This is a genomic window from Bacteroidota bacterium, assembly GCA_016699695.1.
GTDB lineage: Bacteria > Bacteroidota > Bacteroidia > Bacteroidales > UBA10428 > UBA10428.
This window is the reverse complement of the sequence record CP065006.1, coordinates 984,811-1,002,414: the sequence shown is the minus strand read 5'-3', so window position 1 is coordinate 1,002,414 and position 17,604 is coordinate 984,811. Positions and strand designations below refer to the sequence as shown.

Here is a 17,604-nt window from a genome sequence, read left to right as displayed (position 1 = left end):
TGGTTTTCCAGGTTTTCCTGTTCTAATCGAGCTTTAGCTCATTGAGAATGCTTACTACAGTGGCCGTAAGGCTTTCGACTGCATTGGGTATATTCCAGCTTTCGATACGGCGTATTTCCACAAAATGACTTATGGCCCTGATCTGCAGAAAGGGAATTTTTTCCTGCAGGCAAACATAAAAAAAGGCGGCACCGGTCATGGTTTCTACTTCAGGGTCGAATTTATCGCGCAGTTTGGCAAGCCATTTTGGGTCGCTATGTAGTGTATTGAGCGTAATACCCTTCACCGGTATGAGCGATTCTACCTCATCGAGCTCGAAATTACCAAGGCTGTGCAGTTTTCCTTCGGCAAAAGGAAAAGTGTTTTCGTCCATCAACTCTTCATCGGCAAGGGTAAAAAAGTTGTTTTTGTGCACTACACCCAAATCAGCAAACTGTTCCTGAATGACATTCACCACAAAACCCTGTTCAAGAAAATGGTCGAAACTGCCAGCAAGGCCAATGTTGATAGCCAGGTCGTAGTTGATCATATTCAATGCCCTGGTTAGGTGGTAAGCCATAAAGGTGCTTCCCAGCCCTGTAATCAGAATATCTACATGCAGGTTATAACAGCTATAGCTTTTAAAATTAGGCTCAATCTGATTTACAAACTTCAATTCATCGACCAGCTTTAAAACCTCTCTTGGCGACTCTGCAACAATAAGTATTCTCAATTTGCCCGATTTTTATTTTTTTGAAAGAATATCTTTTAACTTTGAAGTGTATTGTGTCTATTAAAAATAGGCATTTTCTGCGAGAACTATCATGAAAATACACTGAAAATTGCCGGAATGGACAAATCGTTTTTAGAAGAACTTGCCAAAGAAGGTTACATGCTGCCAGAAAGTTTCGACAACGAAAAAACACGGCAGTTGGCCGCTCATTATGAGGCTATACTGAAATTGCTGGGCGAAGACCTTCATCGCGAGGGAATGACTAAAACCCCTCAAAGGGTTGCTCGTGCCATGCAGTTTCTGACACAGGGCATGCAGGAAGATCCGGTGAAGATGCTTGAAGAATCGAAGTTCTGCGAAGAATACAACCACATGCTCCTGGTGAAGGACATTGAATTGCATTCGATGTGTGAGCATCATCTGTTGCCATTTTTTGGTAAAGCCCACATAGCCTATATACCTAACGGCTATATTACCGGCCTAAGTAAGATAGCCCGTATTGTCGATAGTTTCTCTCGCCGTTTGCAGGTTCAGGAGCGAATGACTATTCAGATTCGCGATTGCATACAAGAGGCACTTCAACCTCTGGGTGTAGCCGTGGTAATTGAAGCCAAACACCTGTGCATGACCATGCGAGGGGTGCAAAAGCAAAACTCCGTGATCACCACCTCGGCATTTAAGGGCGCATTTATGAAAAACCCAAAAACCCGCGAGGAGTTTATGGATTTAATTGGCAAGAAATACCAATAAAACCCAAACTCCCATCGATGCAAAATTCACCAGGTTTTATTGGTGCCCTTCGAATTTAAAGGAGACTTTAATCTTTGCCCGGTAATGTTCGATTTTACCATTGTTGATTTGCATGTCGAGCATCTCTACTTCGGCAATGCGTAAATCGCGTAAGGTTTCTGCAGCTTTTGTAACAGCTGCCTGGGCGGCTTTTTCCCACGATTCGGTACTGGTGCCAACCAGCTCGATAATTTTATACACACTTTCTGCCATAATAAAAAAGTTTTTCTGCCATCAACATGTTGAACGTGCAGGGTAGGTAATTGAAAGTAATTCTTTATCAACTTGTTAAATAGAAATGCGGTTGTTCTTAAAGTGTCGAAAGGTATTGTTACTTAAAGTTAAGCATTTAAAAGGCCATTGTCAATATGATACGGATAAGGTAAGAGCAATTTCAGATTTGTTAATGGCTGGCAACTTTCAAAATCAAGTTGTTAGAATATTGCAGGATAAGGTTGCCATTTATCGCAGATTTTAATAATTTAAGCCCTTATGATCTATTGCCTGATCCGAGAACAGAATATATAGTTTTTATGCTTGAACCCCTGCTTATTAAAGGCGATGAAGTTACGCCATTCGTAAATTTTAATTACACTACAGGAAAGCTTGTGATGGGTGGCATGGCTGTTCCCGAGAATGTAAAAGAGATGTTTGCCCCAATTCGGGAATGGCTGGAGCTTTATCAAAAACAACCCCAACCAGCCACAGAATTTGTGTTAAACTTTGAATACCTCAACACGGCAGCTACGAAAATGGTGTTTGAAATTGCCAACACAGTGAGTAACCTACATGGGCGCGAAAATTGTCGTGTTAAAATTACTTGGAAATACCTAAGGGGCGATGCCGAGATGCGTGAACTGGGTGAAGAAATACTCGACGAATTTGTTTGTTTAAAAGAGATTGCCGCCGTAGACTCGCTCCATTAATATGGGGTTTGGCCTATTATGTGATTTCCAACCTCAAAGTATTTTTGGGTATATAACTTTTACAACCCGTTTACCTTATTATTGCGATATCAGGAAAAGGCGCTTATTTGATATCCTTCGCTTTTAATAGTTTTAGTCCTTTTATAAGTAAGCGGGGCAATGGTTTCTCTGCCGGGCGTTTCATCAGGTCAATTGAGAGGCCTAGTTTTTTACTTAAAGGTATTTTGTGGGTTTCGACGTATTCAATCAAGGCACCATCTGGGTCTTCGTTGTAGGCAAAGAGCCCTGCTGCATCTCCCATATCAAAACTTGCGTCTTTAAATATTTCGGCAGTATCTACCGTAAGAGGGAACCCAAATTTCCTGCATTTCTCGCGCAGGATGTTCATCCCTCTGATATCAAAACAAAGGTGAATAAAGCCAAGTTCGCCCCAGAAGCGGTTCTCAAATATTTTTTTTGCAGGACGATTTAATACCTGCACAAGCTCCATTTCGCTTGCTCCAAAAAGCTCGCTAAAAGCGCCCTGGCGGGGTTTACTGTGTCTTAGCAGCACTCTTCTGAACTCCATGTTTCCACCAGGTAGTACAGAGAAATCTTCAAAAACTCCCTGCTTATCGTAAACGACGATATCGTATCCAAGCAGGTTTTTGTAGAATTCCATCGATTTTTCCATTTGGCTGCAACCAATAATGGCTCCATAACCTCCGCCTGTGTATTTTTTCTCATCCTTAAACCAATTGCTTGCAGGCACCATGTGAAAGAGATTTCCATAAGGGTCTTTGAGGAAAAATTGTTTTTGGCCTTCGACCTCTTGAATTTTACCTACCACATTTTGTTTCTCAGCCAGAAACCAATTGTAGGCTTTCTCAACATCCACGCATTTTATTTTCGCTGCATAGATACCCAGGTCGCCCAGCTGCACCTCAAAGGAAGGGCCTTTAGGTTCAAAATCGGTATGGTTCCATATTTCGAATCCACCTCCTCCTTGCAGGGTTATGGCCAGTGCGGCATGTCTGTTTCGGGGTTTGCCTCCTGTATAAGGCAGCATGTATTCTGCCGGGGCCGACTCTTCGAGAATGCGAATATCGATACCAAAGTATTTCTTGTACCAGGCCCATGCTTCGTGTACATTCTTTACGCCTATTCCGATTTGCTGAATACCGCTGATAATAATATCTGTCATTGCATTTGCGTTTAGGTGGGTTTTACTTTCGACGCCAGTTTATAATAAAGTGCAGGAAAATATTTTCTGATATACACCATGAGAATTTCTTTACGACCAATAAGTATATCTTTTTTATTTCTACTTACAGCCGAAATAATTTTTTTTGCGCATAATTCAGCCGGCATGCCATCTTCCTGGCCTGCATCCATTACGCCATGTTTGTTTCCGTTTTTATCCACCGCATTAATGGAAATGCTGGTGCGGATGCGTCCCGGGCTTACAATACTTACCCGTATATGCTCTGCTGTCATTTCTGCACGCAGGCTTTCGAAGTAACCCTGCAGGGCATGCTTCGATGCCGAATAGGCTGTACGTAGCGGAAACCCAAACTTACCCACCACACTGCTGATAACTACAATGTGTCCGCCACCTTGTTTCACCATCACTGGTAGTATTAGTTTTGTGAGGCTAATGGCACCAAAGAAATTGGTTTCCATCACGGTACGGTCTACTTCAATGGGAGTTTCTAACGATCGAGAACGCTGGCTGATGCCACCATTGTTCACTAAAATGTCGATACGCTGATTTGTTTGAATTATTTGCTGAACAGCCGATTGAATGGAAAGTTTATCTGTTAAATCGAGTGGAATAACCTGACATTGACTACCCGCTAACTCGCATTTTTGTTTTACTTTCTGCAGCTTTTCTATATTTCGGCCAGCAAGTATCAGCTTGGTGCTGCATTTCGACCATTCCAGCGAAAGGGCTTCACCAATTCCCGATGAGGCACCTGTAATCAGAATGGTTTTTGATTCAAAATTCATGGATGTATTTTTATTGAATAGTTGAGGTTAGGTATAAAAAGGATTAAATAGTGAGTGAATCCAACGATTCAATTATTTTTTTTCGGAGTACAATTGCTTTCCTTAAATCTGAAGAATGATTCTTTGCCAGGTTGAATTTAATTCTGGCCCTGTTTTTTACCAATAGTGTATAGACACGATAAGCGGCCAACCCACTTAGCGGAATTAAGGGTATGTACAATAATTTCATCCATAGTACAGGAAGAAAAACAAAACCGAGCATGATAAGAATTGGGTAATAGATAATTTGCATTACTAACCCTACACCCCATGCAGCTGTGCTCCGAAACTGGGTGTCTTTGATTTTTTTAACGTACCAGAAGGGAACAAAAAAGTTAGGCCAGTTATTCAGAATACCAAAGAGAAAAACCGGGAGTAATACCAAGGAGGCTATTGATCTTAAAAAAATTCCTGCCCACGAATACCCGTTTTTTCTTAAAACCCATTCCCGAAGCTGGAGGTCATCTCTTAAAAATACATACTCTTGCGTTAGTTTATGTATCGCTTCTATTTTTTGAGGATTTGCTGCCAAAACAAGGTCAAGTTTCTCAATGAGGATTTTGTCGGATTGGAATTGATGCAATAGGTTTCCTTGTTTGAGATTAAGCCGATTGAGGAGGTTCGGCCGGTAAATTTCGCGCAAGTGCATGTAGGTGTCGTAATACTCCTCCGATTGTATATCGATCATGCATTGGCGCATATGCTCAGACAGTTTGTCGCGCAGATTATTGGTGGCTATACTGGGGTTTTCTTCGAAATCTTTCCAGAATTCAGCAACCTCAATGGGTTTGCCATAATTCACAAGCAGGTTCTTACCGAACTTCTGATAATGTTCGTAATCGAGTCCTACAGGCATGATAACTATTCCGGGCTGGTCTTTGTATTTTTCCTGTGCTAAAAAAGCAATTCGAAAGATACCCTTTACAAGCGGACGTAGTCTGCGCTTATCGCCATGGTTCCCTTCGGGGAACATAAAAAGCGGGCTTCTTTTATTGTGCAGGATCTCAACGGCTGTATCGAAAATTTCTTCGTTTTTCTGCAAACTCGAACGCCCATCGCGGATTCGAAAAATCGGAAGCATTTTCATGAAATATAGAATGCGTTCAACAAAGGGTTTGTTGAACACATCGGCCCGTGTAAGAAAAATCCTTTGTTTGGGAGGTTGACTTACAAAAGCTATGGCATCCATCAGAGCATTCTGGTGATTGGGAGCTATAATAATGGATCGATTCGAAGGAATAAGATGATCGTTGAATATGCCAATCTTTTTATAGTATAAGTAGAAGTTTACTCTTACCCAGAATTTTTGAAGTATCCAATACCAAACCGACCACTTGTCAATATCCCTTCTTGCCATATCATTCAGCTTATGGGCGGCAAATATAAGATGAAAGTTCGAAAGTTTTTCATTCTTAATTTATTAGACGAAGGGTATATTTTTATTGTTTACCTCTTTATGTTTTAATTAATTTTTGAAGGTTTTCTTGACCAATACCAGGCCAGGGTAAGTCCGGAAATAATGTGCCAGATGCCCCACCAGGCAGCAATAAATGCCATACCTCCGTTGTTGAGTTCTGCCGGAAATATTTTGGGGTTAAACAGAAGGGCTAGCCCTAAGCCCGAATTCTGTATGCCTGTTTCAATGGCGATAGTCCGGCGGTTTGCACCGTGAATTCCAAATAGTCTGGAAAAGTAACTTCCAGCCAGATAACCTAAGCCATTGTGAATAAGAACAATAATAAAAACAAATTTAATATATGCCAGAAAATACTCAATGTTATTCGAAAGCATGGCTATTACCAGCAGGAAGAAAATAATGATGCTGCTGATGCGGATCGGCCTATCGATGCGGGCAGTGAATTTGGGCAGAAAATGATTGGTGAGCATGCCTAGCACCAAAGGAATTCCAAGAAGAATGACCACTGCCTGAAACATGCGGTTTGGATTTATGCTTAGCGGCTGAAGCAATCCATGGCTCGATGCACTTAAATAGCCATTATACAATCCGCCCCAAATTTTAAAGTTCAGAGGTGTCATAATAATAGCGGCAATGGTGGCAATGGCTGTCAGCGAAACTGAAAGAGCAGCATTGCCCTTGGCAAGTGCAGTAATGAAATTACTAATGTTTCCACCAGGGCAGGCGGCTACCAGAATCATACCCATGGCCACTGTCGGTGTTATAAAACTGTTAAACAGAATGATAATTAAAAAAGTGAGGATTGGTAACGCTAAAAATTGAGATAAAAAACCAATAATTGGCAGTTTAGGTGATTTAAAAACATCGCGAAAGTGTTGTACCTTTATTCCAAGTGCCACCCCATACATGATAAAAGCAAGGGTAATGTTAATGAAAAAGACCCCTTCGGTTGAAAAATTCAGTCGGACCGCATCCAGGGCCAATAGTTCTTCCCTCATGATAAAAAGTTTTAGTTAGGTGGTTGAAGATAAGGAAAAAAATATTTATCAATAATAGATTAAGAAAATGAAAAACATTCAGGAACTATTTCGGAGCATAAAACCCGAAGAAATTCAATCCAATATTTTCTCGCTAATCGGGAAGGAGTGGTTCCTTATAACTGCGGGAACTGAGAAGGAATTTAATACTATGACTGCCAGCTGGGGTATGGCAGGTATATTGTGGAATAAGCCCATATTTGTTAGCTATGTCAGGCCAACCCGCCATACCTATTTGTTTATGCAGGAGGCCGACATTTTTACCATCAGTTTTATTGGAGAGAACCGCGAAGCTATTCATAAAATATGTGGGTCCAAGTCGGGGAGAGACACCAATAAAATAAAAGAAAGTGGATTAAGGCCGGTGTTGACAGAAAGAGGAAACATAAGCTTCGAGCAAGCTAATCTTGTTCTGGAATGCCGGAAAATCTATTTTGACGATTTAAAGCCGGTCTATTTTCTTCCCGATGATATTGATGAGGTTTTTTATCCTAATCAGGATTATCACCGTGTGTATTATGGAGAAATCCTGAATGTTTACACCCGCTGAGATCCTTTATTTCTGAAGGTAACTGGTAAGAATTCCGTTTTGCATGGAGGAAAGACCTCCAGGTGTGCCAATCCACAAAGTATTATCAATGTCTACTTCCAGACAGTTGACTTGGTTGTGAACCAATCCGTCGCTGGCAGTATACGATTGCCAGGCAGAACCATCGAATGAAGACAATCCCAAGTCGGTTCCAAACCAGAGAATGCCCTCGTTATCGAGTACTATGGCAAACACCTTATCGGAAATGAGTCCATCCTTTTTTCGGTATTTTTTCCAATACTTCAAGTCGGTTCGATTATAACCTTCGTGAAATACCGCACCACTGTCGGTGGCATAATAGTGGACAGAATCAGAAGCCACGAAAACAGAATGAACCATATCGGTTTCGAGCGGCGACCAGTCGGAAACAAAAGTCGCACCAGAGACTACATCAACATCCATTCGAAAGGTCAAAACCCCTCTGCCGCTGGTAGACACAAAACACCAACCGTTTTCGTCGGTTTCTATATCGGTAATCGTATAGCCCGAAAACTTATGGTTGGTAGAAGGTTCGAACCAATCACTTCCTTGATATACAATCAGCCCTTCGCTGGTTCCAATCCAACGCGCACTTCCTGTATCGACAGCAACCGCACTAACCATGTTGTTCAATAGTTCGGAATTTTCACTTGTATAATTTGTGGCCGACGAAACTGCATCGATCTCGTAACTGAATACGCCAAGGCCATTGTTGGTGGCAAGCCACAACTCATCGCCACTGTAGTCAGAAAACTGGTAAGCCAGGCTGGCAATGTTTTTTCCCTCGAGGGAGCTTGTCGAGTCATAAGTCTTCCATACACCTTGACGGTAGCTGGCCAAACCATTGCTGGTGGCTATCCACAAAGTGTTCTGGTTGTCGAGGTACAAATCGTTTACCTGGTTTGAAGGGAGTACCCGAAGCACTTCTGATTCACTATCTTCTTCTTTGCAGCCTGTAAGAATCATGAATACTACAACTGCGGTCAGTATTATTTCTTGTTTCATTCGAAGCTTTGTTATTGAAGCACCACCTGGGTTGAATAGATGGCTCCTTTGGAGCGAAGTTGTACAATGTAAGTACCCACTGCCAGGCGATTACCCTGGTTGTCGGTCCCCGACCATTGGGTAGTTTCATTGTTTGGGTTCACCTGTTGTTGGTAGATTAGTTTACCAATGGCATCGTATACCATAAGCTGTTGCGATACCTGGCCATTTTGGGTAGGAATAGTTAGCACATCGCTGAATGGATTAGGATAGACCTTAAGTGATTGATTGGCTAGATTATTAGGCAGACCATTGGGGTATTGAGCGCCAAACGGAACTTTCACAAAATCGATACCGGACCCAGAGTAAGCTTTATCGGTGCCATTGTTCCAATGTTCATACACGCCAAGGCTCCCGATTTTTACACCATCATTTTCTGGGTCGTAGGTAATGTTCGAAGGCCAGTATGACTCGTCGGCAGCCTGCAGGAGGTAATCGTTTACGCCATTGTAATAGGGGTATTTCACATCGTTATCGGGGTGGTCTTTGTATTCTTCCAGCAGAAAGTCAAAACATACGGCCTCAATGGCAACAGGGTCCTGAGAGACGAAAAGTGAATTAGGATAGTCGTTGTTGAAAGGGCTCATTTGCCACTTGAAAATGTTGCCGGCCCAGTTATCGCCACCCCAAATGCCATCGATAAGGTATAGAAGTGTTTTACCGCCGGTTTGCTTATGGCCCATATAATCTACTAAATGGCGGTATTTGCCATAACCGGGGCTTTCGAGAGGCATGCTGTAATGCATAAATTCGGCATACTGGTTGGACGCATTGCCCCCGGGTTGCACGATTGAGCCCTGGTGGTTTTTGGCACACAGACTAATACCAGTCTGATCATGTGATTTAAGGCAGGCAATATTAATAAAATAAGCGGCATTGAGGTAATGTTGCGGGAGTTTTGAACTATATTCCCCATCACTGAAAACCATCACATTGGAACTTGAAAGTACTGTTTGTTCGCGGTCATTCATACCATGACCATCAACATAATGTACATCCGGAAAGCTGGTGTGGCATTTATCCCAATACTCATTGCGGAAAAGCCTGTAATTATCTCCGCACCAGATGTTCGATTCGGCAATTCCTAAATCTTCGACAAGTGTCTTTAACAATGCATTTACCAATTGAGGGGTAGCATCCATCCTTTCTTTGTCTTCGATCTTTTCGGTATCCCACATTCCACAACATGAGTTGGTAAGATTTATTTTAATGGCAATTTTTTCGCCAGCGGTATATCCCACATTCCCTTTGCCAATCTGGTTGTTGTAATGCTTGAATAGTTCGTTCCATGCATTGGTCACCGTAGTTTCCCCGAGCAGGTTGATTACAGCAAGGTCAAGCATTTTTTTGATAGTATCTTCATTGGAGTTTTTGTCCATATACCAATAGTCCCCTTCCACATTGGTCATGTTAGCATTGGTAGCATGAGGGTTATGCACCCAAACTACCCTGCCGGGGTTTTTGCCCTTACCTTCTCCAATGGGTGAAGCCGGAAACACAATTTCGGAGTAGCCAATAATGTCGGCCGCTTTAACAACTTCGGGATTTTTATAAATGGCCAACAAACTAAAAGAAAGCATAGCTGGCAGAAATAAGAGTGCCCAGCCGAGTTTTCTTTGTTGCAGGGCTGCAAACGACTTTTTAAAAAAGAAGGCTGAACCTGTAATGCTTAGAAGATATACCACAAAAGCCGAAGCCCAGGGTGCCGCAGCCTGCATGCACGGATAGCTGGCTCGCTGAGGTTTTGGAATAACCCGAAACAAGAACCAGGCAGTGGAAAGAATTCCTAATGCAATAAAACTAATCTTTGCAGGCATTTTGAATTTATGCAGAAAGCCTTTTTTTGTATTGAAGACGGAAGCTTTTGTTGTATTTTCCATTGGTATTTGTGTTAGCGATTGCCGGTAAATCTACAAAAAACCAGTTAGAAAGTAACCTGATGAACAATTGCACTCATATTAAATTTCAATTTTCCCTTCTTCCATTTTCTTAAAAGAAGCCGACAGATGGCTAAGCAGGGTGCTAAAAGTATTCATGGCCTTCAATGTTTCCTCGGTAACTTCTTTCTTTTTCAATCGCAATAATAACAATCCATACAATGCAAAAAAGCAGAGTTCAATCTCGTTCGATTCAGATTTACCAAGCTTGGTGCGGAAAGAGTTTATATTCTCTTTGGCAAGCTTATAAGTATGAATGTACCCAGGATCGATCATGGTTTCCATCAATCGATGGTGCAGCTGATACATCTCGTCAATCAAGCTTTTTACAATTTGCAGATGCCCGCTTTGTGTGATACCTTCTTCGTGCATGGCCAGTATAAGATTGGTATACCAGTCGCGAATCTCATCCATCACATGGGGGGGTTGTTTGAACTGCGAAAGGAGCCTTTCTTCGAGTGTGTTGATATTAAAGTTGAATGCACGGATGGTATCTTCTACCTGCCACATATAAAGCACATATTCGGCTACATTCTTCTTACGTTTTTCTCTTGCAACAATCATAATTCCTATGAATTATTGGTATTCAGCCGGTCTATTACGCGCCTTTCTTTTTTGGTTGGGCGACCCATACCCCGATCTCTTTTAATAAAGAAGGTTTCGTTTATTTTCAGCTTATTAAGTTCTTCGATGGAGGTGCAATCTTCGAGGTATTCATGTACTGTTTTAGCCGGAAGTCGGCCACCTGGCAAGGCTAATACCTTATAACTGTATACTACAGGTGGTTTGCGAACCGTAATGCTCTCATTTCCTTTAATTTCCTTCGACGCTTTTGCTTGCTGTCCATCAACAAGTACGCGGCCTTTGGCACAGGCATCGCTGGCAAGGGTGCGGGTTTTAAAAATTCGCACTGTCCAGAGGAATTTATCGATCCGGCATTTTTCCATGGGGGTAAAATTAGTTATTTTAAACAAATTGATCTGTTTGTCACCTTTTCTGAATCAAATAAAAGTTTGTTTAGAAAGACTTCAGTTATTTCAAGTTTCTGGCGGTAAATGATGAAAAGAATCATAAGTCGTTCAGCCAAAGGCTGACTGTTATCATTCTTAAGACATCGAATTAAATTGTATTTTCAATCTTTATATCTCACGTACCAAAAAAAACTTTTACTATGGACGTAAATAAAATAATGCAATCGCTTGAACAACGTAACCCAGGCGAGAAAGAATACTTACAGGCAGTGCACGAAGTGCTGGAATCGATTGTGGATGTGTACAATCAAAATCCGCATTTTAAAACAGCCAATATTATCGAGCGCTTAATTGAACCCGACCGGGTTCTCAGTTTTAAAGTACCCTGGATGGACGATCAGGGAAACGTACATGTTAACCGTGGGTACCGTATTCAGTTTAACAATGCCATTGGGCCCTACAAGGGTGGGTTGAGGTTTCACCCGAGTGTGAACCTGAGCATTCTTAAGTTTCTTGGATTCGAGCAAATATTTAAAAATGCCCTTACTACCTTGCCTATGGGTGGAGCAAAGGGAGGTTCAGATTTTCAACCAAAAGGGAAATCGAACAATGAAATCATGCGCTTTTGCCAGAGTTATATGCTAGAATTGTGGCGTATCATTGGTCCGGATACCGACGTGCCTGCAGGTGATATAGGTGTTGGAGCACGCGAAATCGGATTTTTGTATGGCATGTATAAAAAGCTTACGCACAATCATGTGGGTGTGCTTACCGGAAAAGGAATTAACTGGGGCGGTAGCTTGATACGTCCGGAGGCTACCGGCTTTGGTGCTGTGTATTTTGCCCAGGAAATGTTAAATACACGAAAAGAAAGCCTCGAAGGTAAAAAGGTTGCAATTTCTGGTTTTGGAAACGTTGCCTGGGGTGCTGCCATTAAGCTGAATCAACTCGGAGCAAAAGTAGTGACCATTTCCGGACCCGATGGATATATTTACGACGAAGCAGGTATTTCGGGCGAAAAGATAGAGTATATGCTCGAATTGCGTGCCAGCAACGAAGACATTGTAGAGCCCTATGCCACTGAGTTTAAAGGGTCACAGTTTATTCCGAACAAACACCCCTGGGAAGTTAAATGCGATATAGCCATGCCCTGTGCCACCCAGAATGAGCTGGATAAAACCGATGCCCAGAACCTGGTAAAAAATGGTTGTAAGTGTGTGTGCGAAGGTGCCAATATGCCTTGTACCCCCGAAGCCATAGAAATAATACAAGGCAACAAAATGCTTTATGCACCCGGCAAGGCATCCAATGCGGGTGGTGTAGCTACTTCAGGCCTTGAGATGACTCAAAATGCCATGAAACTCAACTGGGGCAAAGAAGAGGTAGACAGCAGGCTTAACAGCATTATGAAAGCCATACACCAAACTTCGATGCATTATGGAAAAAGACCTGATGGATATGTGGATTATGTGCGTGGAGCCAATATTGCCGGATTTTTGAAAGTGGCCAACTCCATGATCGACCAGGGAATAGTGTAATTACCCTAAATACTCTTATAAAAAGAACGGAGCTTCCTTCTAGGGGCTCCGTTTTTCTTTTGTTCAGTAGAGGATGAGAGAGTATATTTTAAGGTAAAGGTGGTTTATTCAACCCTATGCTGCCATTTATCGGGGTCGTCTGATGTGCAGAAAACCGTCTTAATGCTCACGGCTTGTTGACTTTCCAACACCCTGTAGTGAAACAAATATTGGAATTTTTTCATGGGCATACAGTGTATATCGCCATACCGGAAAGCAAAAGAGCGGTAGGTTTTTTTCAGGATGCTGAAATGCTTGTCAATAGTATCATAGAAATGTTTGCCCAGGCCAGATTGTTTTTGGTTTTAATAATCGACAACTTCTAACGGAATGCAGGAAAAACCAATGGTATTAATCTTTTACAAGAAATTGAATAAAAAATATGTAAAAACACATGATTTGATACCTTTGCAAACGAATATTTGTAGAGAACAATAAAATGCAGAAACCTTCCATTCCGAAAGGAACCCGCGACTTTGGCCCATCAGAAATGGTGAAGCGCAACTATATATTCGATTCCATCAAATCGGTTTTCCAGCTTTATGGTTACCTGCCCATTGAAACTCCGGCCATGGAAAACCTCGACACCCTGCTGGGCAAATACGGCGAAGAAGGTGATAAATTGCTCTTTAAAATTCTCAATTCGGGCGATTACCTGAAATCGACCACTGATGTGGATTTCGAAAAAAAAGAACTCAATGCACTTGCCCTGAAATTGTGCGAAAAAGGTTTGCGCTACGACCTTACCGTACCTTTTGCGCGTTTTGTGGTGCAACACCAAAACGAGATTACCTTTCCGTTTAAACGTTACCAGATTCAACCCGTATGGCGTGCCGACAGGCCCCAGAAAGGGCGTTACCGCGAATTTTACCAATGCGATGCCGATGTAATCGGGAGCGACTCGCTTTTAAACGAGGTGGAACTTATATCGATTATCGATACGGTATTTAACCGCCTGGGAATTTCCACTACTATAAAAGTAAATAACCGCAAGATTTTAGCCGGTATTGCCGAATATCTTCAGGCCAATCACCTGCTTACCGACATTACCGTGGCCATCGACAAAATCGATAAAATTGGACTGGAAGCCGTGAATGCCGAACTCGAAAGCAAAGGCCTTTCCGGCGATGTAATCAGAAAATTAAGACCGGTGCTGTTGCTCAAAGGAAGCAACCAGGAAAAACTCGCTCAGCTTCACACCATTTTATCCGGTTCCGAAACTGGCCTGCAGGGCATTGAAGAAGTCAATACCCTATTTTCGTTTTTGAGTCACGCACCTGTAAAAACACCTATAGAGCTCGACCTTACCCTTGCACGTGGGCTCAATTATTATACCGGGGCTATTTTCGAAGTAAAGGCCAACGACGTTGCCATTGGAAGCATCTGCGGTGGAGGTCGTTACGACGACCTTACCGGCATTTTCGGACTAAAAGATATTTCGGGCGTGGGCATTAGTTTTGGTGCCGACCGCATTTACGATGTCATGAACCAGCTCAATGGTTTTCCGGCTGAAACAGCAGCCGGCACTCGGATAATGCTGGTGAATTTTGGCGAAGCAGAACAGAATTATTGCCTGAAAGTACTAAAGCTCTTACGCGAATCGAATATCAGCGCCGAATTATACCCCGAAAGTGCCAAACTAAAGAAGCAGCTGTCGTATGCAAATGACAAACAAATACCCTGGGTTCTGCTGGCCGGACAAAAGGAGATAGAATCGGGCCGGCTGACCTTGAAAAATATGGCTCTTGGCGAACAATTTGAACTATCACTGAATGAAATTGTTAATAAGCTAGTGGCCGAAAGTTGATTTCGTTATACAATTTTTTTTAGTTAAGTTTGCCTACTAATCTGGTTACACTTTAAGGTTTCATGAACAAGCGCGATTTTATCAAGAAGGGAGTGTTGGGTTTGATTGGTGTTGGAGCCGCTCTTCAATTAAAATCGAATGGATTAAGTCAGGCTGTTGCATCCAGCAGCAAAATTCAGTTTGTGCCTTTCAGTAGTGAATCGTTTTTGCATTTATTCTCCGAAGTATCTTTTTTGTTGCACTATAAACAGCACTATCAGGAGTCTTTTCAACAAACCCAGGGATTGTTGAAGTCGGTAAGTTTTGCCCCCACCTCACTACGGCAGCTATTCATTTCTCCTTCGCAATACAACCAGAAACTTGTTGAAAAAGCAAGCGCCTACTACAACCACAAGCTTTTTTTTAAGCAATTGAGCAGGCATAAAAACATCTCAGGCCATCTGAAAATTAATTCGCAGATAGAGTCTCAGTTTGGCAGCAAAGAGATTCTGTTTAAAATTTTTTTAGAGACTTTCAGTTCAATGCATGCTGATGGATGGCTTTGGCTGGTGCAGAGCGAGGGTAAGCTTAAGGTAGTTACTACTAGGGAAAATGACAATCCATTTCTCACATCTCTTCCGCTCAATAAACAAGGATTTCCGCTAATTGCTATCGATTGCTGGGAGCATAACTGGCAGGCAGATTATTCTACAAAAGAACTTTATCTTCAAGCGGTTTGGAATAATCTGAATTGGAATTTTATCGACAAACGATTGGTAAAATCCCTATCGGTTTAAAACATTTTGCTCTTTGACTGAATTAATTTCGGTTGCAGTAGAATGGTCTGTTAGTCCCAGATGTTGTTGAGTTCAAGGTCGACGTCTTCTTCGAAAAACATTTTGGAAATAATCCGGAAAGATTTGGTTACATCGGAAACATAGAACTTCCTTTGTGCCGGAATTGTTTCTAAGTTCAATAGATTATTTTCCCGAAGCAGCTGATGAAGGCTTTGGGCCACAATGCGCGAAGAGTCGATGATATCGATTCCAAAATTGTAAAACTTATTAATCTGGTTGCGAATAATGGGGTAGTGGGTGCAACCCAGTATCAGTGAATCGATTCCGGCTATTTCATGCCGCGACAGGTAATTGCGGATAATGGCATTGCTAATGTCGTCAAAAATAAATCCTTCCTCAATCATGGGAACAAACAAGGGTGTAGCCATTGACGATACCAGCACGGTTTTGCTTAAATCCGAAATCTTTTTTTCATAAGTGCGGCTGTTGATGGTGCTTTTTGTGCCTATTACCCCAATATGTTTGTATCCGGAGTTTTGAGTGACCTCACGAATTATTGGATCAATCACATTCAGCACCGGAATATTCTCGCCGGCCGTTTGGCATACCACCTTGTAAGCGTTGGCAGAAGCCGTGTTGCAGGCAATTACAATGACTTTGCAATCTTGTTCGAGCAGAAAACGGGTAATGCCTTTCGAATAATGGCTAATGGTTTCGGGTGATTTGTCGCCATAGGGCAAGTGCGAAGTATCGCCATAATAAATAAGGTTCTCGTTGGGCAAGGCATGCCGTATGGCATTGGCCACTGTTAAACCTCCAACTCCCGAATCGAATATACCAATAGGACGTTTGTCGCTCATTTGAAATAAAAAAAGCGCCATCTAAACAACTCGTTTAAATGGCGCAATATCTTAAATATTAATTAATGCCAAGCTTTGCTTTCACGAGGGGCAGAATATCCACTGCATCGTCGCCCATGTATACAACCACTCCGGTGGCAGTATCGAACACATAGGTGAAACCTTTTTCTTTCGATACATCGTTCACTGCTTTAACAGCTTTCTCCTGTATAGGTTGAAAAAGCTTCATCCGTTGATTTTGCAGATCCTGCTCGGCGGTTTGCTGAAAAGCCTGCACGCGTTTTTGTAAATCCTGAAGTTCGGCTTCCTTGCTGGCCTTTACCAAATCACTCATTTCGTTGTATTTGGCATTATAGTCTTCCATCTTTTTGTTGAACTCTACCGACATTTCTTCAAGCGCAAGATCATGTTCCATGGCAATCTTTTCCAATTGCTTTTGTGCACTATCAGTCTCTGGCATAGAAACCAATAACTCCTGGCTGTTAATGTGTGCAAGTTTCTGTGCACTCACAGAGTGAGCCAATAAAAGACAGGAAAGGACGGCAATAATTTTCGTTGTTGTTTTCATTCCGATTTATTAATAATTTGATTGAGGGCAAATGTATAAAATTAATTCTTATAACCTAGTCGTATCAGCACTTCGTCGCTGATATCGAAGCGGGGATTGGTATACAATACTGTAGGTCCACCAGCCGAATCGAAAATTATGGCATAGCCACTTTCATTCGATATTTCTTTCAGTGCATTAAAAACCTCATCTTGTATAGGTTTTATCTTTTCCTGACGCTTTTTAAACAAAAGGCCTTCTTCACCAAAGTAGTCGTTTTGTAATTTTTTTACTTCGCGCTCCGAATTGATAATCTCTTCTTCGCGTTTCTTGCGCATCTCCTGAGTCAGCAATACTTTTTCGGCCTGGTATTCGCGGTACAATTTATCAATTTCCTGGTACCTGGCTTCTACCTCGGTTTGCCATTCGGCGGCTTGTTTGTCAAGCTCATCCTGGGCTGCCTTGTAATTGGGTATATTGTTTAAGATGTACTCGGTATCGACAAAAGCAAATTTTTGTGCTTCGAGGGTAATGCCTATTGTTAGTGCGAGCAGTAAAAATAATGTGCGTTTCATATTTGCAATTTTTCGTTTGTACTGATGGGAATT

At 42.0% G+C, this 17,604-nt stretch carries 20 protein-coding genes; 7 read left to right on the top strand and 13 right to left on the bottom strand.

Features of this window, described 5'->3' with window-relative positions:
- Positions 1–22: 22 nt before the first annotated feature.
- Positions 23–712 (bottom strand): hypothetical protein, encoded by a 690-nt coding sequence (locus IPM71_04220; GenBank protein QQS51939.1) that lies wholly within the window; start codon positions 710–712, stop codon positions 23–25.
- 159 nt (positions 713–871) lie between these two features.
- Here IPM71_04220 and folE point away from each other — a divergent pair, with 159 nt between their 5' ends.
- Positions 872–1,462, top strand: a complete 591-nt coding sequence (gene folE / locus IPM71_04215) for a GTP cyclohydrolase I FolE (GenBank protein QQS52781.1) — start codon at positions 872–874, stop codon at positions 1,460–1,462.
- Between the two features lie 36 nt (positions 1,463–1,498).
- On the opposite strand, the gene IPM71_04210 is transcribed toward folE, so the two are convergent.
- A complete protein-coding gene (locus tag IPM71_04210) occupies positions 1,499–1,714 on the bottom strand; it encodes a dodecin domain-containing protein (protein QQS51938.1) in 216 nt (71 codons plus the stop codon).
- A gap of 320 nt (positions 1,715–2,034) precedes the next feature.
- Between IPM71_04210 and IPM71_04205 the strand changes: the two genes are divergently transcribed.
- A complete protein-coding gene (locus IPM71_04205) occupies positions 2,035–2,427 on the top strand; it encodes a DUF1987 domain-containing protein (protein QQS51937.1) in 393 nt (130 codons plus the stop codon).
- A 103-nt stretch (positions 2,428–2,530) separates the two neighbouring features.
- Here the strand turns inward: IPM71_04205 and IPM71_04200 are convergent, their stop codons facing one another.
- From IPM71_04200 to IPM71_04185, 4 genes are all read right to left on the bottom strand, one after another.
- Positions 2,531–3,610 (bottom strand): VOC family protein, encoded by a 1,080-nt coding sequence (locus tag IPM71_04200; protein QQS51936.1) that lies wholly within the window; start codon positions 3,608–3,610, stop codon positions 2,531–2,533.
- An 11-nt stretch (positions 3,611–3,621) separates the two neighbouring features.
- Positions 3,622–4,416, bottom strand: coding sequence for an SDR family oxidoreductase (locus IPM71_04195; protein ID QQS51935.1), 795 nt, complete (start codon positions 4,414–4,416; stop codon positions 3,622–3,624).
- A gap of 43 nt (positions 4,417–4,459) precedes the next feature.
- The gene (locus tag IPM71_04190; protein ID QQS51934.1) at positions 4,460–5,812 is read right to left on the bottom strand and encodes a 1-acyl-sn-glycerol-3-phosphate acyltransferase; all 1,353 of its coding nucleotides are present in this window, start codon (positions 5,810–5,812) and stop codon (positions 4,460–4,462) included.
- Between the two features lie 104 nt (positions 5,813–5,916).
- The gene (locus IPM71_04185) at positions 5,917–6,870 is read right to left on the bottom strand and encodes a bile acid:sodium symporter family protein (protein ID QQS51933.1); all 954 of its coding nucleotides are present in this window, start codon (positions 6,868–6,870) and stop codon (positions 5,917–5,919) included.
- A gap of 67 nt (positions 6,871–6,937) precedes the next feature.
- Here IPM71_04185 and IPM71_04180 point away from each other — a divergent pair, with 67 nt between their 5' ends.
- Positions 6,938–7,459: a flavin reductase gene (locus IPM71_04180; GenBank protein QQS51932.1), complete on the top strand. Its 522-nt coding sequence runs from the start codon at positions 6,938–6,940 to the stop codon at positions 7,457–7,459.
- Between the two features lie 6 nt (positions 7,460–7,465).
- On the opposite strand, the gene IPM71_04175 is transcribed toward IPM71_04180, so the two are convergent.
- From IPM71_04175 to IPM71_04160, 4 genes are all read right to left on the bottom strand, one after another.
- Positions 7,466–8,482 carry a hypothetical protein gene (locus IPM71_04175; GenBank protein QQS51931.1) on the bottom strand — a complete coding sequence of 339 codons (1,017 nt, stop codon included), beginning with the start codon at positions 8,480–8,482 and terminating at the stop codon, positions 7,466–7,468.
- A gap of 11 nt (positions 8,483–8,493) precedes the next feature.
- Positions 8,494–10,401, bottom strand: coding sequence for a DUF362 domain-containing protein (locus IPM71_04170; protein QQS51930.1), 1,908 nt, complete (start codon positions 10,399–10,401; stop codon positions 8,494–8,496).
- Between the two features lie 78 nt (positions 10,402–10,479).
- On the bottom strand, positions 10,480–11,022 hold the full coding sequence (locus IPM71_04165; protein ID QQS51929.1) for a DUF4924 family protein: 543 nt from the start codon (positions 11,020–11,022) through the stop codon (positions 10,480–10,482).
- 5 nt (positions 11,023–11,027) lie between these two features.
- The gene (locus IPM71_04160) at positions 11,028–11,405 is read right to left on the bottom strand and encodes an RNA-binding S4 domain-containing protein (protein QQS51928.1); all 378 of its coding nucleotides are present in this window, start codon (positions 11,403–11,405) and stop codon (positions 11,028–11,030) included.
- A gap of 224 nt (positions 11,406–11,629) precedes the next feature.
- Here IPM71_04160 and gdhA point away from each other — a divergent pair, with 224 nt between their 5' ends.
- The 4 genes from gdhA to IPM71_04140 all read left to right on the top strand — a co-directional run bounded on the left by gdhA (position 11,630) and on the right by IPM71_04140 (position 15,589).
- Positions 11,630–12,967 carry an NADP-specific glutamate dehydrogenase gene (gene gdhA / locus IPM71_04155; protein QQS51927.1) on the top strand — a complete coding sequence of 446 codons (1,338 nt, stop codon included), beginning with the start codon at positions 11,630–11,632 and terminating at the stop codon, positions 12,965–12,967.
- 197 nt (positions 12,968–13,164) lie between these two features.
- A complete protein-coding gene (locus IPM71_04150) occupies positions 13,165–13,332 on the top strand; it encodes a hypothetical protein (GenBank protein QQS51926.1) in 168 nt (55 codons plus the stop codon).
- Positions 13,333–13,445: 113 nt separating this feature from the next.
- Entirely contained in the window at positions 13,446–14,813 is a 1,368-nt protein-coding gene (locus IPM71_04145; GenBank protein QQS51925.1) for a histidine--tRNA ligase, read from the top strand.
- Positions 14,814–14,875: 62 nt separating this feature from the next.
- Positions 14,876–15,589, top strand: a complete 714-nt coding sequence (locus IPM71_04140) for a hypothetical protein (GenBank protein ID QQS51924.1) — start codon at positions 14,876–14,878, stop codon at positions 15,587–15,589.
- A gap of 50 nt (positions 15,590–15,639) precedes the next feature.
- Here the strand turns inward: IPM71_04140 and IPM71_04135 are convergent, their stop codons facing one another.
- The 3 genes from IPM71_04135 to IPM71_04125 are packed head-to-tail and all read right to left on the bottom strand — an operon-like array spanning position 15,640 to position 17,571.
- Complete coding sequence (locus IPM71_04135; protein ID QQS52780.1) at positions 15,640–16,449, bottom strand: glutamate racemase; 810 nt, start codon at positions 16,447–16,449, stop codon at positions 15,640–15,642.
- 58 nt (positions 16,450–16,507) lie between these two features.
- Complete coding sequence (locus tag IPM71_04130; GenBank protein ID QQS51923.1) at positions 16,508–17,017, bottom strand: OmpH family outer membrane protein; 510 nt, start codon at positions 17,015–17,017, stop codon at positions 16,508–16,510.
- A gap of 41 nt (positions 17,018–17,058) precedes the next feature.
- On the bottom strand, positions 17,059–17,571 hold the full coding sequence (locus IPM71_04125; GenBank protein QQS51922.1) for an OmpH family outer membrane protein: 513 nt from the start codon (positions 17,569–17,571) through the stop codon (positions 17,059–17,061).
- Positions 17,572–17,604 lie beyond the last annotated feature (33 nt).